Consider the following 24858-nt stretch of genomic DNA (forward strand, 5'->3'; position numbering starts at 1 on the left):
ACCCAATCAAAGGAACTGGGAGTAACATAATGAAGAAGTCTCTTCTTTCCGCAGTTGCGCTGACCGCAATGGTCGCGTTCAGCGGTTCGGCATGGGCCGATGTCCTCATCGGCGTCGGTGGTCCATTGACTGGCCCGAACGCTGCTTTCGGCGCTCAGCTCCAGAAGGGTGCGGAACAGGCCGCAGCGGACATCAACGCGGCTGGCGGTATCAATGGCGAGAAGATCAAGATCGTTCTCGGTGACGATGTGTCCGACCCCAAGCAGGGCATCTCTGTTGCCAACAAGTTCGCAGCCGATGGCGTGAAGTTCGTCGTCGGTCACTTCAACTCCGGCGTTTCCATTCCGGCATCTGAAGTCTATGCCGAAAACGGCATTCTCGAAGTGACGCCTGCTGCCACCAACCCGGTTTTCACCGAGCGCGGCCTGTGGAACACCTTCCGCACCTGCGGCCGTGACGACCAGCAGGGCGGCATTGCCGGCAAGTACCTCGCAGACCACTTCAAGGATGCCAAGGTCGCCATCATCCACGACAAGACCCCCTACGGTCAGGGCCTTGCCGATGAAACCAAGAAGGCTGCCAACGCCGCTGGCGTGAAGGAAGTCATCTATGAAGGCGTCAATGTTGGCGACAAGGATTTCTCGGCCCTCATCGCGAAGATGAAGGAAGCCGGCGTTTCCGTCATCTATTGGGGTGGCCTCCACACCGAAGCCGGCCTGATCATCCGTCAGGCAAAGGACCAGGGCCTCAAGGCCAAGCTCGTTTCCGGTGACGGTATCGTCTCCAACGAACTGGCTTCTATTGCAGGCGACGCTGTTGAAGGCACGCTGAACACCTTCGGTCCTGACCCGACCCTGCGCCCTGAAAACAAGGAACTGGTCGAGAAGTTCAAGGCTGCTGGCTTCAATCCTGAAGCTTACACGCTTTACTCCTATGCTGCCGTTCAGACGATTGCAGAAGGTGCAAAGGCTGCCGGTTCTCTCGACGCTGAAGCCGTTGCTGCAGCGCTGAAGAAGGGTACGTTCAAGACTGTTCTCGGCGACATTTCCTTCGACGAAAAGGGTGACCCGAAGCTTCCTGGCTACGTCATGTACGAATGGAAGAAGGGCCCAGACGGCAAGTACAGCTACTTCCAGCAGGGCATGTAATCTACTCTGTCAGTCTGAGATTGATGAAGCCCGGCAGCGATGCCGGGCTTTCATGTTTCTAGGGGCATGCAACGGATTTCATCGTCGCTCAGACCCCCCATGGTCCATTGAGGGACAAGCGCCCGGCTCTTGGCGGGGAGGAGACTGCGCGTCAGAAAGTCTAACTCCAATCCTTTCAATCACAATAATTTAGAAAAATGTGATGATGAGCGGAACTGCCTGCGTTGCGCCACGTTTTCTGCGGCCTCAATTCAGGAGTTCATCAATGAAAAAGCTTGTTGTTTCCGCAGTCCTCGCCGCCGCGACTTTCTTCTCGGTGACGGCACCATCCTTTGCTGAAACCGTGACGGTAACGACGACGCAGCGCGTCATGCGCGAGCCAGTGCGCGAAGAGTACCGCCCTCGTCACTACCGCCACGCACCGCGCGACTGTTTCGTCAAGAAGGAACGCATTCGCCGCCACGGTGAGATCATCGTCCGCAAGACCCGCGTTTGCCGTTAATGGAGTTGCCTGTTCTCCCTTCCGATGCGTGTCGGAGGGGAAACAGGCGTGGCGTTTTAAGAAAAAGACTAGGGTAGGCGGCGATCGTTCCGCCTTCTTTAATTTCATGCTTCGGCTCAACGCAGCAGCAGGTGAGCGCCTTCCTTCCCCAGGGAAGAATTTCTTTCAGCTTGTCGCAGTATCTCAAAGCGCACTCAGCATGAAATCTACCCGTTCCTCAATATTCGTCTTGGGTAAGATGACGACGTCGTATCCCAGATCCTTGTAGTCGCGACACAGCCGCTCATACTCTTCCAGAGCCTCCTCGAACCCGTGACGACGTTCGTTGTCTGTCACGTATATTTCGGGCCAGGGAGGCGTCAGGAACACCTGTGTGTGATAGCGAAACTCGGTCCGTAGCCTCTCGTACCAGTGCCAGTCTGAGAGAGTTCGTAGCGCGGAAGCGGCGTCGATGAGGCTGCGGTCGAAGATCGAGACGCCGGAACGTTCACACGCTGCCTTGTAGTCCTGTTTAGCCAACGCGATCGCCTGCTCAAGGAACGATTTGAGATCGAGCCAGGGGAGGCCGGTGCCTCCCGCGTTCAACTGTTGTTCGACGACCCGTCGGCCTGGCTCTTCCACCGTGGCGAAACCATGGTGTGAAAGTTGTGAGAGCAGTGTGGATTTTCCGCCTCCAGAGCAGCCGGACAGAATGATGAGCTTGTCCATGTTGGTCCTCCTTAAGAATCGGTGTCGTCCCACGCAAGCACGCCCACATAGACGGCGCTGGACAGCGATGCATTGACACTGTGATGACGCGGTCAGGCTTGCAGATGAGTTGCTGTCACTCCGAGAAAGTCGAGATGCCGACCGAGGCAGTCTCAACTATCGTGCAGCACATGGGCCGCCTTTACTGCGGCGGAGGCACGGTTTTCGACGCCGAGTTTGACGTAGATCTGTTCCAGATGCTTGTTGACCGTGCGGGCCGACAGGCCAAGAATCTCGCCGATATCGCGGTTGGATTTGCCCTTGGCGATCCAGACCAGCACTTCCGACTCCCGTGTCGTGAGCGAGAAACGGTCGCGCAGGAGAGCATCGCCGGACTTCTCGTTGGTGGTGGTCAGGCGGAAGAGATACTCGTCGGCGCCGACTGCGCCCAAAAAGGTGAATTGCAGTGAGGGGCGCTCGGCATGGGTGATGACGAGTGGCGTGTCTCGCGCGCTCGTCTGGGTCATCCAGTCGCCGATAGTGCGCGACACGATGTCGAGACCATCATTGCTGCCGGTTGCGGCATTGATGAGGCGGGTGGCCTGCGGTGTCGACCAGAGGATCGTCCCATCGGCGCGCACCGCCAGCAGGTGGCGACCGGCGGCATCAAGCGCCACGCGGGCGCTTTGAGCAGATCTCGCATTGGAGAGGTGGACGCGCAGTCTGGCGCGCAGCTCGTCGATATTGATCGGCTTGCTGAGATAGTCCACACCGCCGCATTCGAGTGCGCGCACCACATGCTCGGTTTCGGTAAGGCCCGTCATGAAGATGACCGGCACCTGCGCCACGGCGGCGTTGGCCTTCAGGCGCAGGCAGGTCTCAAAACCATCGAGCCCCGGCATGACGGCATCGAGAAGGATGAGATCGGGCGTGACGCGCTCGACGATGTTCAGAGCCGCCTGACCGGAGGTCGCGATCAGCACCGAGAAGCCGGACTGTTCCAGAGCCTCGGTAAGGAAGCCCAGCGCTTCCGGGCTGTCATCCACCAAAAGGACGATATCGCGGGGCTGCAATGGTCTATTCATCCGTGCCCCTTGCTTGCGTCAAAACTGTTCAGATAATCGGCATAGCCGGCGAGATCGAAGGCGCGGACGAAGCGGCGTGCCTCTTCGGTGAAGGCCAGATTTTCCGGTTGAGAGGCAAGAGTGTCGAGCTTCGCCTCTATGCCACGAATATAGCCTATTTCGCCAAGCGCTAGCAAATCCTGCAAATGGACTGGCTCCGGTGGGCGGATCGCGCTCGGTTTCTCCTCCTTCGCGGAGAGGTTCACCGGCGGCAGATCGGTGTCATAGACCCATTGCAGGCCAAGATGCACGGCAAGCCGGTCGCAGAGCTTGCGGATATCCACGGGCTTTGCCAGCGCATCATTATGGCCATCCGTACCCGCACCGATGATTGCCGTGTCGCCGATATTGGCCGAAAGCATGATGATGGGAGCGGTCTGGCCTGCGTCACGCAGCCTGTCGACCAGCTGCCAGCCGCTCATGCCCGGCATGGAGATATCGATGAGGAAGGCATCCGGCTGCATCGCTTCCATCAGCGCCAGGCAGTCCGGCCCGCTTTGCGCCGTCAGCACGACGAAATCGAGCGGCGAGAGCACCTCCATCATCAGGTCGCGGTGATCCTCATTGTCATCGACGACGACAACGGTGCGGCGTGGACCGGCATAGGAAACGATTTTCTTTTCCGGCGCGAGTGCCGTGCTAGGCCTGTCGACCGAGGAGAGCATCAGCCGCACCCGGAAGGTCGAGCCGACGTCCTTCTGGCTTTCGACAGAAATCTCGCCACCGAGCGTGTTGGTCAGCAGTTGGGTGATGGTGAGCCCAAGGCCAAGGCCCGGCATGGGCTTGATGCTTTCGGCTTCGCCGCGCTGGAACGGCTCGTAGATGCGGGCGAGATCCTTTTGCGCGATACCGCGCCCGGTATCGGTGACGGTGAAGGTGGCGACCTGGCTGCGATAGCTGACGTCGAAGGTGACGGTGCCTTTGTCGGTGAACTTGATGGCATTGGAGAGCAGGTTAACGAGGATCTGGCGCAGGCGTTTCTCGTCGCTGCGCACATATTGCGGCAGGCCTCGTGCGCGCTCGTGGCGGAAGGCCAGCCCCTTGGCTTGCGCCTGCGGGCGGAACATATCAACGATCTGGTCGAGGAAATCCTGAATGTTGATCTCGTTCGACTGCACCTGCAACCTGCCCGCCTCGATCTTGGAAATATCCAGCAGGCCATCGATCAGGCCAGAGAGGTGATCGGCGGAGCGGCGTATCACCTTGATGGCGGATTGGCGTGGTGCCGGGATGGTTTCATCCCGCTCAAGGATCTGGGCGTAGCCGAGCACGGCATTGAGCGGTGTGCGCAATTCGTGGCTGAGGCCTACCACATAGCGGCTCTTGGCGCGGTTGGCTGCTTCCGCCGTTTCCTTGGCATATTGGAGGGCGGCATCCGTCTTCTGGTGTGCGGCGATTTCTTTCAACAGCAATGTGTTCTGGCGCGAGGATTCTTCCTCCGCCACCACCCGGCTGTCATGGGCCAGCACCAGGAACCAGCAGACGATGCCGGCAATGACGGCAAAGACGAAGAAGACGATGAGAATGGTACGATTGACGACGTCCGCGGTCGCTGGCGTTCCGGTGCCGACCTGATGAGCAATCAGCGCCAGGATGCCGCCAAGAGCTGCGACAGCGAGTGCGGAGAATATGGTGTAGCGACCGAGCCGCGTCGAAAGTTTGACGACGAACTGTTCGGGAAGGAAACTCTTTGCGACCTGTGCCGTCTGGTAGTTCAGCCGGGCTTTCGGTTTGCACATATCGTGGCAGCGGCTGTCCAGCGAACAGCAGAGCGAACAGATCGGACCGGCATAGGCGGGGCACCAGGCCATGTCTTCCGGTTCAAACGGATGCTCGCAGATGGAGCAGGTGATGCTGGAGAGTTCCTTCCACTTCTGGCGCGGCTTGCGTGCCAGATAGAATTTTCCCTTCGTACCCCAGGCGATCAGCGGCGAGGCGATGAAAGCGACGACCAGGGTGATATAGGGCGCGAGCGAGGCTGCGAGCGTGCCGAACAGACCGAAATGGGCGGTAAGCGCAATCGTTGCCGAGAGCGCCATGGCACCGACTCCGACGGGATTGATATCGTAAAGATGCGCCCGCTTGAACTCGATGCCGGGAGGGGCAAGGCCCAGCGGCTTGTTGATGAAGAGATCGGCGGAGATAGTGCAGAGCCATGCCATGGCGACGATGGAAAAGATGCCGAGCGTTTCTTCCAGCAGCCGATAGATGCCAAGCTCCATCAGCAGAAGCGCAATGGCGACATTGAAGACCAGCCAGACGACGCGGCCTGGATGGCTGTGGGTGAGGCGGGAAAAGAAGTTCGACCACGCGAGAGAGCCCGCATAGGCATTCATTACATTGATCTTGAGCTGCGAGACCACGACGAATGCGACCATCAGGACGAGAGCGGCATTCTGGTTGGGGATCATATAGCCGAAGGCGGTGAGGTACATCTGCGCCGGATCGGCGGCGCTGCCCACCGGCACGCCGGAGGACAGCGTCAGCACCACCAGGAAGGAGCCCGCCAAAAGCTTTGGCACGCCCACCACAACCCAGCCGGCACCCGCAAGAAAGACGCCGAGCTTGTGGCGCCACTTGCTTTGACCTTCTGCGGGCAGGAAGCGCAGGAAATCCACCTGTTCGCCGATCTGCGACATCAGCGCCAAGATGACGGCGGAGGCCGCGCCGAACTCGATGAGGTTGAAGGGCGCGACTTCTCCCGGCGCGGCGGAGACATGGTGGATGCCGGAGAATGCCAGCCAGAGATCGAATTTCTGCCAATCCATCAGGGCGATGAAGAGGAAGGGCAGGACGTTGAGGACGATCCAGAAGGGCTGCGTCAGGATCTGAAACTTGCTGATGAGACGCACGCCATGGGTGACGAGCGGAATGACCATGACCGCCGAGATGATGTAGCCGATCCACAGCGGGATGCCGAGCGCTAGCTCCAGCGCGCCGGACATGATCGACGCCTCGATGGCAAAGAGCATGAAGGTGAAGGCGGCGTAGATCAGCGAGGTAATGGTGGAGCCGATATAGCCGAAGCTTGCGCCGCGCGTCAGAAGGTCGATATCGACGCCGTGGCGGATGGCGTAGCGGCTGATCGGCAGGCCGACGAGCAGCATGGCCACCGCAGCAGCAACGATGGCGAAAAAGGCGTTGGTCGTGCCGTAGGAGAGGGTGATGGCGCCGCCGATGGCTTCCAGTGCCAGAAAGGAGATCGCGCCGATGGCGGTGTGGGAAATGCGGCTCGAGGAGAATTGCCGGGCGCTCTTGGCGGTAAATCGCAGCGCGTAATCTTCCAGCGTCTGGTTCGCGACCCAGCGATTATATTCGCGCCTGACGGGGATGATGCGTTGCCGTGCGGCCATGCCAGTGTTTCACAGCCTCCACTAGAGCTTGGTGTCCGTATCTCTCTCCGGCGTCATGGTCGGGCTTGACCCGACCATCCACCAGCGGATGGAAACCTGGATCCTCGGGTCAAGCCTGAGGATGACGAGCGCGCCGCGGTCGTTGAGTCCACGTTGCCCGCAAACGGCAGACGGAAAAATGGCGTCGCCCGGATCGAGCGACGCCACTTGTTTTAGATTAGGCAGCAGCCGACTTTGCTGTCGGGACCTCTGCAATCGTCTTCAGCACGACGGAAGCGATCTGGTACGGGCAGCCCTGGGAGTTCGGACGACGGTCTTCGAGGTAACCACGATAGCCGTTGTTGACGAAGGAGTGCGGAACGCGGATCGATGCGCCACGGTCTGCAACGCCGTAGGAGAACTTGTTCCAAGGAGCGGTTTCGTGCTTGCCGGTCAGGCGCAGGTGGTTGTCCGGACCGTAAACGTCGATGTGCTCTTTCCAGTTCTTTTCGAAGGCAGCCATGAGGGCTTCGAAATATTCCTTGCCGCCAACTTCACGCATGAACTTGGTGGAGAAGTTGCAGTGCATGCCAGAGCCGTTCCAGTCGGTGTCGCCGAGCGGCTTGCAGTGGAATTCGACGTCGATGCCGTACTTTTCGCACAGGCGAAGAAGCAGGTAGCGAGCGATCCAGATCTGGTCGGCGGCACTCTTGGAGCCCTTGCCGAAAACCTGGAATTCCCACTGGCCCTTTGCCACTTCGGCGTTGATGCCTTCGTGGTTGATGCCTGCTTCGAGGCAGAGGTCGAGATGCTCTTCGACGATTTCGCGAGCGATCGAACCAACGTTCTTGTAGCCGACGCCAGTGTAGTACGGGCCCTGCGGAGCTGGGTAGCCCTGCTCTGGAAAGCCGAGCGGGCGGCCATCTTCGTAGAAGAAGTATTCCTGCTCGAAGCCGAACCATGCGCCTTCGTCGTCGAGGATGGTTGCGCGGCTGTTGGACGGATGCGGGGTTACGCCATCCGGCATCATGACTTCGCACATGACGAGCGCGCCGTTGGTGCGGGCTGGGTCAGGGTAGATTGCGACTGGCTTCAGAACGCAGTCAGAGCTGTGGCCTTCGGCCTGCATGGTGGAGGAGCCGTCAAAGCCCCAAAGCGGAAGCTGCTCGAGTGTCGGGAATTCGTCGAATTCCTTGATCTGCGTCTTGCCGCGCAGGTTTGCTACCGGCTTGTAACCATCCAGCCAGATGTACTCGAGTTTGAACTTAGTCATTACGAACCTCTCATGGGTTAAGATGCGAAGCCTTGATTGTTTTCGTCCGGTTACCGGTGGAAAACGCTCTCGCTTTCAAGGGCTGCCGATAGATATGCATGCGCCGTGCCAGTTTGTGCGAGCAGTCGAATCGACGCTTCATTTTTTTAAGCGAAATGGCTGCCGAACCCATTGGTACGGCAAAATCCGGGTTGATGGCGCAAAAGCCGTTTTTCGCGATTTTTGAGAATTATGAAGGCTTTATGAAGTGAAATCGGCTCATTTTCTGCCGAAACTGTAGGCGGAAGGGTCGTTCTGAATGTTTTTTCAGCCGAAAGCGCTAATTTTGAGTGATTAGCTGCATAAAGACTATTCGATTAATCGATGCACAACGGTTGTGCCTAAAAAATAGCCTTTGTGATATTTTTTTAAGCGAATAGGGTGAAATTCGGCTAGAAATCGGCTATTCTTCGGAACGAAGCATAGTGCTGCGGTGTTTTGATCAAAAGAAAGAGGCCGTCATGAGAACCGAACCCAATCTGGAAAGTGCCAAGATTTATCAGTTCCCGGTCGGCGGGCGCGCAGGCTACAGCCGTTTCCGCAAAGACGCTGATATTGCGTCCGCTGAGGCACAGGCACCGCGTGTTGATTTCGACAGCTGGTATCATCAGGACGCCATCGCCCAAGATGACAAGCCCCACAACTAAGGGCTTGTTTCTGCCACGTAACGCCGGTTGCGGTCGTAGCGACCACCGGTGCGCTTCCCACTTGTGCTGATTTCGCCACCCCACCTACGTCAAACGACGTATACGGTTTCGCGGCACCGAGCCCGATAGTCCCCTCCAGCAGCGGTTCAACATGCCGCTGAGGCCTTCACGGCCCAACACGAAGAGGGGTTCTTCCGATGACTTTCAGCAAGATGCTCACGGGCGCGCTGCTTGGCGCCATTTTGTCCACCACCGCATTCCACGGCGCATTTGCCGCTGACGACACGATCAAGATCGGCGTGCTGCACTCGCTCTCCGGCACGATGGCCATTTCGGAAACGACGCTGAAAGACGCCATGCTGATGCTCATCGAAGAGCAGAACAAGAAGGGCGGCGTCCTCGGCAAGAAGCTCGAAGCCGTCGTTGTCGATCCGGCCTCCGACTGGCCGCTCTTTGCCGAAAAGGCGCGTCAGCTGATCAGCCAGGACAAGGTTGCCGCCGTGTTCGGTTGCTGGACGTCGTCTTCGCGCAAATCCGTCCTGCCGGTTTTCGAAGAGTTGAACTCCATCCTCTTCTACCCCGTGCAGTATGAGGGCGAAGAGTCCTCGCGCAACATCTTCTACACCGGTGCGGCACCGAACCAGCAGGCGATCCCCGCCGTCGATTATCTTGCCAGCACCGAAGGTGTGGAGCGCTGGGTTCTGGCCGGTACCGACTATGTCTACCCGCAGACCACCAACAAGATCCTGAAGGCCTACCTGATGTCGAAGGGCGTCAAGGAAGAGGACATCATGATCAACTACACGCCATTCGGGCATTCCGACTGGCAGACGATCGTCTCCGACATCAAGAAGTTCGGCTCTGCCGGCAAGAAGACTGCCGTCGTTTCCACCATCAATGGTGATGCGAACGTTCCCTTCTACAAGGAACTGGCCAACCAGGGCGTGAAGGCCGAAGACATTCCAGTCGTCGCCTTCTCCGTCGGTGAAGAAGAGCTTGCCGGTCTCGATACCACGCCTCTCGTCGGCCACCTTGCTGCCTGGAACTACTTCCAGTCCGTTGATACGCCGGTCAATGCCGAGTTCATCAAGGAATGGCACGCCTTCACCAAGAACGACAAGCGCGTGACCAACGATCCGATGGAAGCCGCCTATATCGGCTTCAACGCCTGGGTGAAGGCCGTCGAGGCTGCCGGCACGACAGATACCGACAAGGTTCTCGACAGCATCATCGGTGTTTCCGTGCCGAACCTGTCTGGCGGTTACGCGACCGTCATGCCGAACCACCACATCACCAAGCCGGTGCTGATCGGTGAAATCCAGTCCGACGGCCAGTTCCAGATCGTCCAGCAGACCGCGCAGGTCGTGGGCGACGAGTGGTCCGATTACCTGCCGGACTCCAAGGACCTGATCTCCGATTGGCGCAAGCCAATGTCCTGCGGCAACTTCAACGTTGCGTCGGGCAAGTGCGGCGGCAAGGGCATGTGATTGGGTGATCCCTCTCGAGGCGCTGATGCGCCTCGACTGGACTCCGGCTCAACTCCGGGGTGAGGGAGACCGGGCAATCGCCCCACACCGCCGTCATCCTCGGCCCTCGGATCAAAGTCCGAGGGTGACCCGAGGATCCACTGTTTACACTCACTCTCTCTAGCGTCGCTGGTTTCTGGCAGACGTGATGGATCCTCGGGTCAAGCCCGAGGATGACGTCGAGAGGGAGGGAGGCTCCAAGGGGGACTTGGGACCATGTTTTTCCGACTGTTGGCCGTGATCGGCCTTTTGTTCAGCCTGACGGCTTCGGCCTTTGCCCAGCAGGGCGATGCCAAGTCCTTGATTGATGCGCTGGGCAAGGCCGACTTCAAGCAGGCTGAAGCGCTGATCGGGCAGATTGCTGCGACCGGCGATGCGCGCGTCGTGCCTGCACTGGAAGCGCTTGCTGCCGGTGAGCTCTATGTTCGCAAGGCCGACAGCCTGGTGTTTCTGACCAAGTCCGTCGGCGATAATCTGACCCTGATCGATCCGGTGACGGGTGAGGCGGTTGGTGAAGCGCCGAAAGCGGCGGTGACAAAGATCAAGGTCAACAATACGCTGCGCCGTGTCACGCGCGCAGCACTCGGCGGTCTGACGCTGCTGAGTCCGGATCGCTCCATCCGGCTTTCGGCAGCCGATGCGGTTTTGAAAGCGCCGAGTGCGGAAAATCTCGGGCTTCTGGAAGCGGCACTTGCGAAAGAAACCGATGCCCAGGTTCGCGCTCGTATGGAAGAAGCGCGCGCGGTATCCGTTCTGACCTCCGACCGCTCCGTCGAAGACAAGCGCAGTGCCATCGACACCATCAAGACCATTGGCGGGCGCGATGCGATCAGCATCCTGATGGCCGCGTCCTCCTCAGTCGATGCCAGCCTGAAGCCCGACCTCGATGGAGCGATCGCCCATATCCAGTCCTCGCTGGCGCTATGGGATGCGGCGCAGAACGTATGGTACGGCCTGTCGCTCGGCTCGGTGCTGCTGCTTGCGGCCATCGGCCTTGCCATCACCTTCGGCGTGATGGGCATCATCAACATGGCGCATGGCGAGATGGTGATGATCGGCGCCTATGCCACGTTTATCGTGCAGGATATCATTCGCAGCCACTTCCCAGGCCTGCTCGACTGGTCGCTCGCCATTGCGCTGCCTGTCGCTTTTCTGGCTACCGGGTTCGTCGGTCTCGTCATCGAGCGCGGTGTCATTCGCTTTCTCTATGGCCGTCCGCTGGAAACGCTGCTTGCCACCTGGGGCATTTCGCTGATCCTGCAACAGGGCGTGCGCTCCATCTTCGGCCCGACGAACCGTGAGGTCGGCAGCCCAAGCTGGATGTCCGGCTCCTTCAGCGTCGGCTATCTGAACTTCACCTGGAACCGCGTCTGGATCGTCTGCTTCTCGCTGTCGGTGTTCTTCGCCCTGCTCCTTGTGTTGAAGCGGTCCTCCTTCGGCCTGCAGATGCGCGCCGTGACCCAGAACCGGCGTATGGCCTCTTCCATGGGTATCCGCACACCCTGGGTCGATGCCTTCACCTTTGCGCTGGGTTCCGGCGTTGCCGGTCTTGCCGGTGTCGCCCTCAGCCAGATCGACAATGTGTCGCCCAATCTTGGCCAGAGCTACATTATCGACAGCTTCATGGTCGTGGTCTTCGGCGGTGTCGGCAATCTCTGGGGAACGCTGGTCGGCGCGCTGTCGCTTGGTGTCCTCAACAAGTTCCTGGAGCCGACCGTCGGTGCCGTTCTCGGCAAAATCCTCGTCCTCGTCCTCATCATCCTGTTCATCCAGAAGCGGCCACGCGGTCTCTTCGCACTCAAGGGAAGGGCGATCGAAGCATGATTACCGGCTTTCTCCTTCGCGCTCTCGACCGCCGCATCTCGATTGCCATCGGCATCATTCTGGCCGTGGCGCTCATCGTTCCAGCACTGAACCTGCTCTTGCCGACCGGCAACCCGCTGCACGTGCCGACCTATATGATGTCGATGCTCGGAAAGTATCTGGCCTATGCGTTGCTCGCGCTGGCACTCGATCTAGTCTGGGGCTATTGCGGCATTCTCTCGCTCGGCCACGGCGCCTTCTTCGCGCTCGGCGGCTATGCCATGGGCATGTATCTGATGCGCCAGATCGGCTCGCGCGGCGTCTATGGCGATCCGGTGCTTCCCGATTTCATGGTGTTCCTTAACTGGAAGGAACTGCCATGGTTCTGGCACGGCTTCGACATGTTCTGGTTCGCCATGCTGATGGTGCTGGTCGTGCCCGGTCTGCTTGCCTTCATCTTCGGTTGGTTTGCCTACCGCTCTCGCGTCAACGGCGTCTATCTGTCGATCATCACCCAGGCCATGACCTATGCGCTGCTGCTTGCCTTCTTCCGCAACGACATGGGCTTTGGCGGCAATAACGGCCTGACAGACTTCAAGGACATCCTCGGTTTCTCCGTGCAGTCGAGCGGCACACGTGCGGTGCTCTTTGCCATGACGGCACTGATGCTGGCGCTGTCGCTGATAATTGCATCAGGCATCGTCAATTCCAAATTCGGCAAGGTGCTGGTGGGTGTGCGCGATGCCGAAAGCCGCGTTCGCTTCCTTGGCTTTCGCGTCGAAAACATCAAGCTCTTCACCTTCGTGGTTTCGGCGATGATGGCAGGTATTGCCGGCGCGCTCTTCGTGCCGCAGGTGGGCATCATCAATCCAGGCGAATTCGCGCCTGCCAACTCCATTGAGGTGGTCGTCTGGACGGCGGTCGGCGGCCGCGGCACGCTGATCGGGCCGATCATCGGCGCACTGCTGGTGAATGGCGGCAAGAGCTATTTTACCGGTGCCTTTCCAGAATTCTGGCTGTTTGCGCTCGGCGGCCTCTTCATTGCCGTGACGCTGTTCTTCCCCAAGGGTATTGTCGGCACCATCCAGCATCATTGGGCGGGCCGTCGCGGCAAGAGTGCAAAGCCGAAAGACAACCCGGCAAAGCCCGGCAATGACGATGCGGTGGCGCATCAGGCAGCGGAGTGAGGCGGATATGAACACGATTTCCGATACAAGAGCGAAAAGCCTGCTTTACCTCGACGGAGTTTCCGTTTCCTTCGATGGCTTCCGGGCGCTGAACTCGCTCTCCTTCGTGGTCGAGCCGGGCGAGCTGCGCGCCATCATCGGACCCAACGGTGCGGGCAAGACGACGATGATGGATATCATCACCGGCAAGACGCGGCCCGATAGCGGCACGGTGCTATTCGAAGACCAGATTGACCTTACCAAAAAGGACGAGGCCGATATCGCCCAGCTCGGCATTGGGCGCAAATTCCAGAAGCCGACCGTGTTCGAAAGCCACACGGTCTGGGACAATCTGGAACTGGCGCTTAACCGCAAGCGCGGTGTCTTTGCCACCTTGTTCTATCGGCTGACGACGGACGATAAATCACGCATCGAGGAAATACTTTCCACGGTGCGCCTCGGCCATCGCCGTAACGATCTGGCGGCGAACCTTTCGCACGGGCAGAAGCAGTGGCTGGAAATCGGCATGCTCTTGGCGCAGGAGCCGAAGCTTCTTCTGGTGGACGAGCCGGTAGCGGGCATGACGGACGCCGAGACGGCGGAAACGGCGGTGCTGTTGAAGGAAATCGCCAAGACCCGTTCCGTGGTGGTGGTGGAACACGACATGGGCTTCATCCGCGAGCTTGGCGTCAAGGTGACATGCCTTGCCGAAGGCTCCGTGCTGGCCGAGGGATCGATCGATTTCGTTTCGAACGATCCGAAGGTCATTGAGAATTATCTGGGGCGGTGAACATGCTAAGCGTCGAAAACATCAATCTCCATTATGGCGCGGCGCAGGCTTTGCGTGGCATTTCGCTGAATGCTGAGATGGGGAAGATCACCTGCGTTCTGGGCCGTAATGGTGTGGGCAAGAGCTCGCTGCTGCGTGCCGTCACCGGGCAGCATGCCATCAGCGGCGGTGCGATTACCTTTGGTGGAGAGAGCTTGAACGGGCTTGCGCCCTATCAGCGAGCCAAGCGCGGGGTCGGCTATGTGCCGCAGGGGCGTGAAATCTTTCCGTTGCTGACGGTGCAGGAAAATCTGGAGAGCGGATATGCGCCTCTGCCCCGAAAGGAGCGGTTTATTCCTGACGATATTTTCAGCCTGTTTCCGGTTCTGCAAAGCATGTTGTCACGCCGCGGCGGCGATCTTTCCGGTGGGCAGCAGCAGCAGCTGGCGATCGGTCGGGCACTCGTGACGCGTCCGAAGATCCTGGTCCTGGACGAGCCGACCGAAGGCATTCAGCCCTCGATCATCAAGGATATTGGCCGGGCGATCAAATACTTAAGGGATTCAACCGGCATGGCGATCCTGCTGGTTGAGCAATATCTGGATTTCTGCCGCGAGCTTGCCGACTATGTCTACATCATGGACCGGGGTGAGGTGGTGCATCAAGGTGCGGCGGAAACGCTCGACACGCCGGAAGCGCGGCGGCATTTGACAGTATAGTTGCTGCGGATTTGCTCACGCCGTAATAAAAACCTCGTGATAAAGTGAACAGCCATGCGCTCAAGCATGGCTTTCATGCGGGCTTTTACATTTCATTCACCAAAATCCTGTGTTATTGGCACCATGAATGCTGCTTGCAAGACACACCCGTGAGGTCTTTTGCACGCCGCCACCGTCGATCCCTTACATTCCGCGAATTTTCCGGCATCTTGTCGGGGAACTGTGCCAATCAAAGGCGTGCCGATGAATTTGACTGTTGCTGGCCGGATGTTCCGGTTCACATTTCCTGCCAAAACGCTGTTTGCAGGTTTTGCAATCCTCACAAGCATGAGCGCCGCTGCATCGGCATCGATGTGCGGTCAGGCTGTGAAACCGGGGCGGCATGAGTTTTCGCTCATGTCACAGGGTTCAGAACGCGAGGGCGTCTATTTCGTTCCATCCTCTTATGATGGATCGAAGCCGGTACCGGTCGTTTTCGATTTTCATGGCAGCAACAGCAACCCGAATGGCCAACTGGACCGTAGCGGCTGGGACAAGGTCGCCGAGCGCACGGGCGTGATGGTCGTGGCACTGCAGGGCAGTCTCGACGGAGAATTGCCGAATACACATGCCTGGAACGTGCCGGGTGTGACCACCAGGCCGGGCGGGCTGGATGAGGTGTCCTTCATTCGCGATGCAGTCTCCATGGTAAAATCCAAGTTCTGTGTCGATGAAGAGCGCTTCTATGGCTCCGGCTATTCCGGCGGCGGGCGCATGCTGTCGCAGTATCTGTGCAGCGGCAGCAATGATTTTGCCGCGGCGGGCTTCGTGGCCTCGTTACGTGCTGGCGTCCCGGTCGAAGCCGAAGGCCGCTGGCGTCCGGATATGGCAAGCTGCACGCCTGCCAAGCCCATGTCGATCATCGCGTTCGCCGGCACGAAGGATCCTGCCAATCCCTATCAGGGTGGCGGAAAGCCTTACTGGCAGTATGGCGGCGAGACGGCGCTGAAGCGTTGGGCCGAGCTCGATGGCTGCAAGGGCGCGGTGAAAAGCAAGTCGCTCGGTAATTTCACCGTCAATTCCTACGATGTCTGCAAGAGCGGTTCGCGCATCCATTCCTATGTAATCGACGCCTGGGATCACGCCTGGCCACGCGCCACGATGAAATCGGAAGTGATTGCAACGTCTGCTGTTTTGACCCGCAAGCCCGGCAGCGACGTAACGCCGAAGGCGCAGCCTGCGGTCGACCGCAAAACTGCGGGTGATGAGAGCGCAAGACAGGTTGATGCCGCCGAAAGAATGTGGGATTTCTTCCAGAATACGGAAGGGCAGATGGTTGTCGACGCAACGTCGAAGACGGATTGCTCTGTGAAAGCGGTTTCCGCATCCGCGAAGCCCTCGGAGACGACGTGCAGCAGCCAGTCCTTGAAAGCCTCAGCCAACCCCGTCCGCAGCGCGCCCGTGGCCGAGGACGCATTGTAACCAAAGCCCTGAATGGCCGCAGCCGTCTGGACGAACTGTTTCAGGAAGGCTGCGCCAAGATCAGGCTTCCCGACACCTTTTCCAATGAAATGGAAGCCATTCTCATCAACTCCTCCGGCGGTTTGACCGGGGGAGACGAGTTGGAATGGCAGGCACATGCCAAGGCCGATACCAGCCTAGTCGTGACGACGCAGGCCTGCGAAAAGGTCTACAAGGCCGCTGCCGGCACGGCGGCTGTCTCCGTCCACGTCACGGCGGAGGAAAATACCCGGCTCCATTGGCTTCCCCAGGAAACAATTCTTTTCGACCGCGCCTCGCTGACCCGAAGGCTGGATGCCGATCTGCACGCCTCATCCGAATTCCTCGCCGTCGAGGCGGTCTTGCTCGGTCGCCAGGCCATGGGTGAAGCAATGGAGGAGGGGTTGTTTCGGGACCGCTGGCGCATTCGCCACGGCGGCAAGCTCATCCATGCGGAGGAGCTTTTCCTCGACGGACGCATTGCCGACCTGACGCAGCATTCATCGGTGCTATGTGGCCGCGTCGCCTTTGCCACCATTCTCTATATCGGCCCGCTGGCTGAGGCCTTGCTGCCTAAAATCAGGGCGTTTGCCGGAGAAAGCGGCGGCGCCAGCGAATGGCAGGGAAAGCTCGTCGTTCGGCTATCTGCTGCGGACGGATTCTCCTTAAGAAAAATGCTTTTTCCCATCATTTCGCTCTTGCGAAATGGCGCGCCAGTGCCGAAAGTCTGGAATCTGTGACGCTGGCGCAGCGACTGTAGAACCGTCTGGAATTTCAGTTAAGTGCCTGTGCAGCTACGATGAATTGAAGCGTGCCCTTTTTCGTTGAGGGACCACGCCGCGCTGGAATGGGACGACGATGAACCTTACTCCCCGGGAAAAAGACAAGCTCCTGATCTCCATGGCCGCCATGGTGGCGCGCCGACGGCTCGAACGCGGCGTGAAACTCAACTATCCCGAGGCGATCGCGCTGATCACCGACTATGTGGTGGAAGGCGCGCGCGATGGCCGCGCCGTAGCCGAACTGATGGAAGCGGGCGCGCATGTGATTTCACGCGACCAGGTCATGGAAGGCATCGCCGAGATGATCCATGACGTGCAGGTGGAAGCCACTTTCCCGGACGGCACCAAGCTCGTTACCGTGCATGAGCCGATCCGTTAAGGCCGACCAATTTTGTTTTATGCATTTGCCAAGGCAAAACCGCTCAGGCTTTTGCTGGACACGCTGAAGGGAGAACCGCGATGATACCAGGCGAGATCATTGCTGCCGAGGGCACGATAGAGCTCAATGCCGGCCAGCCGACGATCACCATCGAGGTTGCCAATTCCGGTGACCGTCCGGTTCAGGTTGGCAGCCACTACCATTTCTTCGAAACCAATGCCGGGCTGATCTTCGAACGTGACAAGGCACGCGGTATGCGGCTCGATATTCCAGCCGGTACGGCGGTACGTTTCGAGCCGGGGCAGAAGCGCGAGGTAACGCTGGTGCCGCTTTCCGGCAAGCGCGAGGTTTACGGGTTTCGCCAGCAGGTCATGGGAAAGCTCTGATGTCGAAGCGCTCGTTCCTCAGTCTGTCGGCGTCCGTTTTTCTGGTGGGCGTGGGTGGCGCGACAGGCGCATTCTCCCAGGAAGACAAGGTGAATTGCGCCAATCCGCAAACGCAGATGGAAATGACCCAGTGCGCCGGTGAAGACTATGACAAGGCCGACAAGGACTTGAATGTCCAGTACCAGAAGCTTCGCAAGCTTGTGGCAGAGCGCGACAAAAGTGCTGATGAGAGCACCAAGGGTGCCGTCGATGCGCTTGTTGCCGCCCAGCGCGCATGGGTTGCCTTTCGCGATGCCAATTGTGACTTCGAAGGATTTCAGGCGCGTGGCGGTTCCATGGAGCCGCAACTGGTCGCGTCCTGCCTTGCCGATATGAGCCGCAAGCGCACGGATGAACTGCGCGCACTTTCGGAAGGTTTCTGATCGAGAAATGGGCCGCAGGATCATGATTGTTGGAAATGGAGAGGTGCCGGACGGGGTGGCGGATGTCATCGACCGTGCGGACATCGTCATTCGCTTCAATCATTGCCGCTCGCTCGGCGCAGGCGGTAGGCGCACCGATGTCGTTGCCGTTTGCAATACCGGCCGTCCGGGACGCGAGATGACCCAGGAGCTGCATTGGCGCGAAAGCCCGGGCGTCGTGTCTGCTACGGCGATCTGGTGCGTCCGCGACCCGGCGAAGTTCAGCGAAATGGAGCCGGACATTCGCCGCGACCGCCCTGAACTTGAGGATTTCTGCGTCGATTACAGCGTGGGCTTTGCGGCGATCGCTGCCGAGACCGGAAAGACGCATCTTATCATAGACAGGCAGGTGCATGATCGTCTGGACGGTGAGTTGAGATCCCTCTCATCGCAGAATTATGTGTGCCCGAGCAGCGGGCTCGTGACCATTCGCCATATGCTCGACAGGATGGTGGAGGGAGACGAGGTGTCTATTGCCGGTTTTGGTCATCAAGGTTGGGACGGGCATCCCTTTATTGCCGAAAAACAGTTGGTCGATCTGCTGGTCGGTCAGGGACGACTGAAAAGACTGCCTTCCGTATCGAAATTCTCTGTCTCCGAAGGAGCCTGAACCCATGTCCTACAAGATTTCCCGCGCCGCCTATGCCAGCATGTTCGGTCCGACCACCGGCGACAAGGTGCGCCTGGCCGATACGGAACTGTTCATCGAGATCGAGAAGGATTTCACCACCTATGGCGAAGAGGTGAAATTCGGCGGCGGCAAGGTTATTCGTGATGGCATGGGCCAGAGCCAGGCTACCCGTGCTGAAGGCGCGGTGGACACGGTGATCACCAATGTGGTGATCGTCGATCACTCCGGCGTCTACAAGGCCGATGTGGGCTTGAAGGACGGTCGCATTCACGGCATCGGCAAGGCGGGCAACCCGGATACGCAGCCGGGCGTCACCATCATCGTCGGACCTTCGACGGAGGCGATTGCCGGCGAGGGCAAGATCCTGACCGCTGGCGGCATGGACGCCCACATTCATTACATCTGCCCGCAGCAGATCGAAGAAGCGCTGATGAGCGGCGTCACCTGCATGCTGGGCGGCGGCTCGGGTCCGGCACACGGAACGCTTGCCACCACCTGTACCGGCGCATGGCATATCGAACGGATGATCGAAAGCTTCGACGGCTTCCCGATGAACCTGGCGCTTGCCGGCAAGGGCAATGCCTCGCTGCCGAAGCCGCTGGAAGAAATGATCCTCGCCGGTGCTTCCTCGCTGAAGCTGCATGAGGACTGGGGCACGACGCCTGCCGCTATCGACAATTGCCTGACGGTAGCCGATGCCTTCGACGTGCAGGTGATGATCCACACCGATACGCTGAACGAAAGCGGCTTCGTCGAAGATACGGTTGCTGCCATCAAGGGCCGCACCATCCACGCTTTCCACACGGAAGGTGCGGGTGGCGGTCACGCGCCGGATATCATCAAGATCTGCGGCAACCCCAACGTCATTCCGTCTTCCACCAATCCGACGCGCCCATATACGGTGAACACGCTGGCCGAGCATCTGGATATGCTGATGGTCTGCCACCATCTGTCGCCGTCAATCCCGGAAGACATCGCCTTTGCCGAAAGCCGCATCCGCAAGGAAACGATTGCGGCGGAAGATATTCTGCACGATCTCGGCGCCTTCTCGATCATTTCCTCCGATAGCCAGGCGATGGGCCGTGTCGGCGAAGTCGCCATCCGTACCTGGCAGACGGCTGACAAGATGAAGCGCCAGCGTGGTCGCCTGAAGGAAGAGACGGGCGAGAACGACAATTTCCGCGTTCGCCGTTACATTGCCAAATACACGATCAACCCGGCCATTGCCCATGGCGTGAGCCACGAGATTGGCTCGGTCGAAGTCGGCAAGCGCGCCGATCTGGTTTTGTGGTCGCCTGCCTTCTTCGGCGTGAAGCCGGAGATGGTGCTGCTCGGCGGCTCGATTGCGGCAGCTCCGATGGGCGATCCGAACGCGTCGATCCCCACGCCGCAGCCGATGCATTATCGCCCGATGTTTGCCGCTTACGGCAAGCTGCGCACCAATTCCTCCGTCACCTTCGTTTCGCAGGCCTCGCTCGATGGCGGCTTGGCCCAGCGTCTCGGCGTGGCCAAGAATCTGGTGGCAGTGAAGAATGTCCGCGGCGGTATCTCGAAGGCTTCGATGATCCACAATACGCTGACCCCGCATATCGAAGTGGACCCTGAAACCTACGAGGTGCGCGCTGATGGCGAGCTACTGACCTGTGAACCGGCAACAGTGCTGCCCATGGCGCAGCGCTACTTCCTGTTCTGATTGGGTTTTGGCCACAAGCGCGGTCGTCACAAAAGCGTGTAGCGGCTTTGCGCCGACGACTGCGATGGCACAAGGACCTGAAGGCTGTAAGCGAATCTGACAGATCGCTCTACGTCTGCGTACATCCCCGGTAAAAACGGCTTCGCCTGTCACACCCCAGCCCTTGTCTCCACGTATTCTCGATGGACGGAGCGGGATCTTGCTCGACGCTGTCTGAGGGATTTCGTGAAATCAGGCCGGTTTCATAGTGCGTAAACCTGAGCCCCTTTGCTGATCGTTTTACCCGTTCAATATGCGCGGGTGACAGAAAGAGGAGGGCCGAGAGCTTTGCATTCAGGCCTCCGTCATTCGCATTCAACAATTTTTTTGCGGATCGTTCCCGCGCTTGTCTCGTTCATGACGGGGCGTGAGGGAATATCGTACATCCGCTTTTTTAAGATAAAGCGGATGTACTCTCACGCCATTAAGTGAATAAAAGATGATTAAACTTTTACTATATGCATTATCGATGCTGCAACCTTTTCTCCCTATCGGTTGCTCATTGGAGGTTGGAGATTGATGGCGGACGGATTCGCAAAATTTATCTCGCTCGACATGAGCGTCAGCGACCCTGCCGGAGGGCAGTCGCTGCGCGGCTTCGCGCTAAAAATGGTGTTTATTTCGATATCCTTGTCCATCGTGGTCAGTCTCGCCGTGATCTGCATTGGCAATGCCTTGAGGATACTGCCTCTTCCGGTGATCGATGCAGTCTTCTACAGCGTGGCCATGGGTTGGATCGTCGGAGGTCTGGTTGCAGGAATCCTCTGTACGGTGCTCGGGCGCGCCATTCGCGATCTGCGCGAGTCCCAGGCGGAATTCGAGCGCCTCAGTAAAACCGACACGTTGTCGGGACTTGCAAACCGGCGCGCCTTCAATCAGGTGTTCGAAGATATTACCGGCGATGCCTCGCTTGCCATCTTCGACCTCGACCGCTTCAAGTCGATCAACGACAATTTCGGCCATGGCGCCGGCGACATGGTGATCAAGCGCGTCGCTTCGGCGATCGAGGACGTCTTTGGCGATTTTCATTGCGTCGCAAGGCTTGGCGGCGAAGAATTCGGCGTCATCGTCTGCGGAGGGGACCGGAAGGATCGTGTTGCGCTGATCGAGCTGGCGCGCGTGCGGGTTGCCTGTCTCTCGGTCAACTTCGAAGGACATCTTTTGCAGACCACGGTATCTGTCGGCGTGGCGGAAATAGAGGCTAATCGTTCCAAGCACGATACTTTCGCGATAGCGGACAAGGCGCTCTACAGCGCCAAGGCCGCCGGGCGCAACCGCCTTTGCCATGGCGATGCATCCCATTTGCGCAGGGAGATCGACAGTGGTCTGGCGAGGCCATTGCAGGCTGCATCCTGAAACATTGCGCTCTGTAGCGCGATTGCCAGATGGCCCGCAGTCAGCGGCTTGCAATCCACCGCTCCATCCGGCAAGACTTGATGCTTCAGGATCACATTCAGACCGGAAGCTTCATGTTACGCGTTCAATCCTATCTTCCTGCCGGCACGCCCGGCGATGAGCCGAGCGGCTACGTCACTCTGGCTCATGATCAACGGCATCTGCGGCGCAAGCTCCTGCATCTCCAGAATGACGAGATGGTCATGCTGGACCTGAAGGAAGCCGTTCTCTTTGCCCATGGCGATTTGCTCGTCGTTGAAAATGGCGATCTGGTCGAGGTGCGGGCAGCAGATGAGAAGCTGTTCGAAGTCACGGCAAAGAACCCGCTGCGCTTGATCGAACTCGCATGGCATCTGGGCAACCGGCATTTGTCTGCGCAGATCGAAGAGGACCGGATTCTCATCTTACGCGACCACGTCATCCGCGCCATGCTGGAAGGCCTGGGCGCGACGGTTCGCGATGTGGAGGAACCTTTCCAGCCTGCGCGCGGGGCCTATCATGCGCATGGCGGCCATTCGCATGGGGGACACTCCCACGGTGATCACGCCCATCATCATCACGACTGACGCATGACAGCGAAACGCAATGTCGACAGCCTGCTGAGGTTGATGGCCTGGATGTCTCCGGCTTTTCCCGTGGGGGCGTTCTCCTATTCCGGTGGGCTGGAAAGCGCTGTGGAGGACCGACGGGTTTCCAATGCCGCCGGGCTCGACGAATGGATCGCTCTGTCGCTTCGATGCGGCACGCTCTGGAACGATGCAGTCATGCTGTGTCAGGCCTGGAAAGGCTTTGAAGACCGCGCCGTGCTGGACGAGATCGCGGCCTTATCTCGGGCTCTTGCGGGCTCCGCGGAGCGTTATCGTGAAACGGTTCTGCTGGGTGATGCCTTTGTCGGCGCAGCGCGCGCCTGGCCGTCGTCGGTCTTCGAGCGGCTACCCCAAACTCCCACCTATCCCGTTGCCATAGGCGCAGTGGCCGCTGCCCACGATATCGGACTGGAAGACGTTCTCGCTGCCTATCTTCACGCGGGACTATCGCAATTGATTTCGGCGGGCATCCGTCTTGGCGTCGCAGGGCAGACGGACGGCGTGGCCATCATGGCAAGGCTGGAGGAGATGGTGGCGGATGTCGCAGGCCGTGCCGGTTCAACCACCTTGGATGATCTCGGATCGGCCACGATCATGGCTGATACCGCACCCATGCGGCACGAAGTACAGGCCACGCGGCTTTTCCGCTCCTGACCACTTCGCTTCTATTTTGCTGTTGATGGGGTGGGCTTGAGGCCGCTATTGTCGGCAAAACACATCCGGAAGGGGAAGCAGATGAAATCGGGAAATGGCCCGCTCAGAGTCGGTATCGGGGGGCCTGTCGGTTCCGGCAAGACGGCACTGACGGAGAAGCTTTGCAAGGCGATGAGCGCAGAATTTTCGGTCGCGGTCGTAACAAACGATATCTACACCAAGGAAGATGCCGAAGCGCTGGTGCGAATGCAGGCGCTGCCATCGGAGCGAATCGTCGGTGTCGAGACAGGCGGATGCCCGCACACAGCAATCCGTGAGGATGCGACGATCAATCTACAGGCGATTGCCGGTCTGAATGAGCGCTTTCCCGATCTCGATGTCGTCTTCATCGAATCGGGCGGTGACAATCTCGCCGCGACCTTCTCGCCGGATCTGGCGGATATCACGATTTACGTCATCTCGGTTTGCCAAGGCGAGGAAATCCCGCGCAAAGGCGGCCCAGGCATTACCCGATCCGATCTTCTGGTGATCAACAAGAAGGATCTGGCGCCCTATGTTGGCGCCGATCTTGATGTGATGGACAATGACGCTACGCGCATGCGCAAGGATATGCCGTTCTTTTTTACCGATATGAAGCGTGGAGAGGGTATCGACCGCATCGTCGGTTTTCTGAAGCAGCAGGGCGGATTGTAAAAAAGTCGCTTGGGGAGGGGCGGTTCGCCAGGACAGTCCCCCGCTCAAAAAGCGGGTCGTGATCTAGCTCTTCAAGCCCTTGTTATCTCGCATGTCGGCGCCGCAAAGCGGCTGCACACCGTGGTGCGACATGCTCCAAGGCTGGTCTTGAAAATCAAAGCCTGTTCAGGGCAGCGGGGTCGTCGATGTGAATGACGCGGCCGCGCACGCTGACGCCGCAGCTTTTGAGCGTGGAGAAGGCGCGCGACAGTGCTTCCGGCGCCAGGCCGAGTTTGCCCGCCAGGACGCTTTTCTGGAAAGGCAGGCGAAGGGAGTAGGATCCGTTATCCGAAGGCGCCTGCGTCATTAAATAATGCGCTACCCGCTGAGGAGCGGTTTGCAGCCGGTCATTGGCAACGCAGTCCATGACCTTGAGATTGTTCTTCGAGAGCGTTTGAATAACGGCCCGTGCGACGGTCGGATCGGCCTCCAGCATAGCCCTTATTCTGGCAAGCTCCAGCCGGGCCAGCATGCAGCATTCGGTTGTCTGGGCGCTGTAGCGATTGCCGCCGGTTTCGAAGATCATGCAATCATTGAAAGTCTCACCCGGACCGCAGATGCGGATATCGGCTTCGCGACCATCCCTGCTGGCGCGGAAAAGCCGCACATGGCCGGTCAGAACGTAATAGAGAAAATCCGTCGTTCCGGCCTCGGTGAACAGCATATGGCGGGCTGGTAGCGTCAGCAGCGACGCGGCATCGATCACCGACCTTGCAGACGCCTCGCTCATGGACGACAGAAGATCGCTGCGAATGAGAAGGGATTTGTCCCTACTGGTGAGTTTCTCGGTTCTATTCACGCTCGGCCCTCCAAACCATACCCTCCTTCATGTCCTCTCGGCCCGTTGACTGTGAGAAGCGCGAAGTTCGGCTATGGATGTTGTCATGGAAAGAGAATAGCGCGCT

Annotated in this window: 25 protein-coding genes; 20 read left to right on the top strand and 5 right to left on the bottom strand. The window is 59.0% G+C overall.

The window, feature by feature from the left end; genetic code table 11:
- The first annotated feature begins 29 nt into the window (after positions 1 to 29).
- Positions 30 to 1148 (top strand): branched-chain amino acid ABC transporter substrate-binding protein, encoded by a 1119-nt coding sequence (locus tag QZ869_RS02125; protein ID WP_296020137.1) that lies wholly within the window; start codon positions 30 to 32, stop codon positions 1146 to 1148.
- A 265-nt stretch (positions 1149 to 1413) separates the two neighbouring features.
- Complete coding sequence (locus QZ869_RS02130; RefSeq protein WP_296020134.1) at positions 1414 to 1650, top strand: hypothetical protein; 237 nt, start codon at positions 1414 to 1416, stop codon at positions 1648 to 1650.
- 183 nt (positions 1651 to 1833) lie between these two features.
- Here QZ869_RS02130 and QZ869_RS02135 read toward each other — a convergent pair whose 3' ends face one another.
- The 4 genes from QZ869_RS02135 to QZ869_RS02150 form a co-directional block, all read right to left on the bottom strand.
- Positions 1834 to 2358 (bottom strand): AAA family ATPase, encoded by a 525-nt coding sequence (locus QZ869_RS02135; protein WP_296102229.1) that lies wholly within the window; start codon positions 2356 to 2358, stop codon positions 1834 to 1836.
- A 152-nt stretch (positions 2359 to 2510) separates the two neighbouring features.
- The gene (locus tag QZ869_RS02140) at positions 2511 to 3422 is read right to left on the bottom strand and encodes a response regulator (protein ID WP_296102230.1); all 912 of its coding nucleotides are present in this window, start codon (positions 3420 to 3422) and stop codon (positions 2511 to 2513) included.
- Complete coding sequence (locus QZ869_RS02145; RefSeq protein ID WP_296102232.1) at positions 3419 to 6814, bottom strand: ATP-binding protein; 3396 nt, start codon at positions 6812 to 6814, stop codon at positions 3419 to 3421. Before QZ869_RS02145 ends, QZ869_RS02140 begins: the two co-directional genes overlap by 4 nt.
- Before the next feature lie 217 nt (positions 6815 to 7031).
- Complete coding sequence (locus tag QZ869_RS02150) at positions 7032 to 8066, bottom strand: glutamine synthetase beta-grasp domain-containing protein (protein ID WP_062426224.1); 1035 nt, start codon at positions 8064 to 8066, stop codon at positions 7032 to 7034.
- A 98-nt stretch (positions 8067 to 8164) separates the two neighbouring features.
- Here QZ869_RS02150 and QZ869_RS02155 point away from each other — a divergent pair, with 98 nt between their 5' ends.
- The 18 genes from QZ869_RS02155 (at position 8165) to ureG (ending at position 23914) form a co-directional block, all read left to right on the top strand.
- Complete coding sequence (locus QZ869_RS02155) at positions 8165 to 8317, top strand: hypothetical protein (RefSeq protein ID WP_296020124.1); 153 nt, start codon at positions 8165 to 8167, stop codon at positions 8315 to 8317.
- Between the two features lie 249 nt (positions 8318 to 8566).
- On the top strand, positions 8567 to 8752 hold the full coding sequence (locus QZ869_RS02160) for a DUF2735 domain-containing protein (protein ID WP_296020121.1): 186 nt from the start codon (positions 8567 to 8569) through the stop codon (positions 8750 to 8752).
- A gap of 197 nt (positions 8753 to 8949) precedes the next feature.
- The gene (gene urtA / locus QZ869_RS02165; RefSeq protein WP_296102236.1) at positions 8950 to 10239 is read left to right on the top strand and encodes an urea ABC transporter substrate-binding protein; all 1290 of its coding nucleotides are present in this window, start codon (positions 8950 to 8952) and stop codon (positions 10237 to 10239) included.
- Between the two features lie 255 nt (positions 10240 to 10494).
- Positions 10495 to 12102, top strand: a complete 1608-nt coding sequence (urtB, locus tag QZ869_RS02170) for an urea ABC transporter permease subunit UrtB (protein ID WP_296102238.1) — start codon at positions 10495 to 10497, stop codon at positions 12100 to 12102.
- Entirely contained in the window at positions 12099 to 13268 is a 1170-nt protein-coding gene (gene urtC / locus QZ869_RS02175; protein WP_296102240.1) for an urea ABC transporter permease subunit UrtC, read from the top strand. Before urtB ends, urtC begins: the two co-directional genes overlap by 4 nt.
- A 7-nt stretch (positions 13269 to 13275) precedes the next feature.
- Entirely contained in the window at positions 13276 to 14037 is a 762-nt protein-coding gene (gene urtD / locus QZ869_RS02180; protein WP_296102242.1) for an urea ABC transporter ATP-binding protein UrtD, read from the top strand.
- A 2-nt stretch (positions 14038 to 14039) separates the two neighbouring features.
- The gene (urtE, locus tag QZ869_RS02185) at positions 14040 to 14735 is read left to right on the top strand and encodes an urea ABC transporter ATP-binding subunit UrtE (RefSeq protein WP_296102244.1); all 696 of its coding nucleotides are present in this window, start codon (positions 14040 to 14042) and stop codon (positions 14733 to 14735) included.
- A gap of 243 nt (positions 14736 to 14978) precedes the next feature.
- On the top strand, positions 14979 to 16196 hold the full coding sequence (locus QZ869_RS02190; RefSeq protein WP_296102246.1) for a polyhydroxybutyrate depolymerase: 1218 nt from the start codon (positions 14979 to 14981) through the stop codon (positions 16194 to 16196).
- Positions 16124 to 16954 (top strand): urease accessory protein UreD, encoded by an 831-nt coding sequence (locus QZ869_RS02195; RefSeq protein ID WP_367115304.1) that lies wholly within the window; start codon positions 16124 to 16126, stop codon positions 16952 to 16954. The genes QZ869_RS02190 and QZ869_RS02195 overlap by 73 nt, the downstream gene beginning before the upstream one ends.
- A gap of 118 nt (positions 16955 to 17072) precedes the next feature.
- Complete coding sequence (locus QZ869_RS02200; protein ID WP_062426232.1) at positions 17073 to 17375, top strand: urease subunit gamma; 303 nt, start codon at positions 17073 to 17075, stop codon at positions 17373 to 17375.
- 80 nt (positions 17376 to 17455) lie between these two features.
- Complete coding sequence (locus QZ869_RS02205) at positions 17456 to 17761, top strand: urease subunit beta (protein WP_296020099.1); 306 nt, start codon at positions 17456 to 17458, stop codon at positions 17759 to 17761.
- Positions 17761 to 18183, top strand: a complete 423-nt coding sequence (locus tag QZ869_RS02210; protein ID WP_296102249.1) for a lysozyme inhibitor LprI family protein — start codon at positions 17761 to 17763, stop codon at positions 18181 to 18183. Before QZ869_RS02205 ends, QZ869_RS02210 begins: the two co-directional genes overlap by 1 nt.
- A gap of 22 nt (positions 18184 to 18205) precedes the next feature.
- The gene (locus tag QZ869_RS02215) at positions 18206 to 18832 is read left to right on the top strand and encodes a Urease operon accessory protein (protein WP_296102250.1); all 627 of its coding nucleotides are present in this window, start codon (positions 18206 to 18208) and stop codon (positions 18830 to 18832) included.
- Positions 18833 to 18836: 4 nt separating this feature from the next.
- Complete coding sequence (gene ureC, locus QZ869_RS02220; RefSeq protein WP_296102251.1) at positions 18837 to 20546, top strand: urease subunit alpha; 1710 nt, start codon at positions 18837 to 18839, stop codon at positions 20544 to 20546.
- Positions 20547 to 21104: 558 nt separating this feature from the next.
- Entirely contained in the window at positions 21105 to 21941 is an 837-nt protein-coding gene (locus tag QZ869_RS02225; protein ID WP_296102252.1) for a GGDEF domain-containing protein, read from the top strand.
- A gap of 113 nt (positions 21942 to 22054) precedes the next feature.
- On the top strand, positions 22055 to 22546 hold the full coding sequence (gene ureE / locus QZ869_RS02230) for an urease accessory protein UreE (RefSeq protein WP_296102548.1): 492 nt from the start codon (positions 22055 to 22057) through the stop codon (positions 22544 to 22546).
- Positions 22547 to 22549: 3 nt separating this feature from the next.
- The gene (locus QZ869_RS02235) at positions 22550 to 23221 is read left to right on the top strand and encodes an urease accessory protein UreF (RefSeq protein ID WP_296102254.1); all 672 of its coding nucleotides are present in this window, start codon (positions 22550 to 22552) and stop codon (positions 23219 to 23221) included.
- A gap of 81 nt (positions 23222 to 23302) precedes the next feature.
- Entirely contained in the window at positions 23303 to 23914 is a 612-nt protein-coding gene (gene ureG / locus QZ869_RS02240) for an urease accessory protein UreG (RefSeq protein ID WP_296102256.1), read from the top strand.
- Positions 23915 to 24068: 154 nt separating this feature from the next.
- Here ureG and QZ869_RS02245 read toward each other — a convergent pair whose 3' ends face one another.
- Positions 24069 to 24752, bottom strand: coding sequence for a cyclic nucleotide-binding domain-containing protein (locus QZ869_RS02245; RefSeq protein WP_296073931.1), 684 nt, complete (start codon positions 24750 to 24752; stop codon positions 24069 to 24071).
- Between the last annotated feature and the right edge of the window lie 106 nt (positions 24753 to 24858).

Origin of the sequence: uncultured Agrobacterium sp., from assembly GCF_913777885.1 — a bacterium.
GTDB lineage: Bacteria > Pseudomonadota > Alphaproteobacteria > Rhizobiales > Rhizobiaceae > Agrobacterium.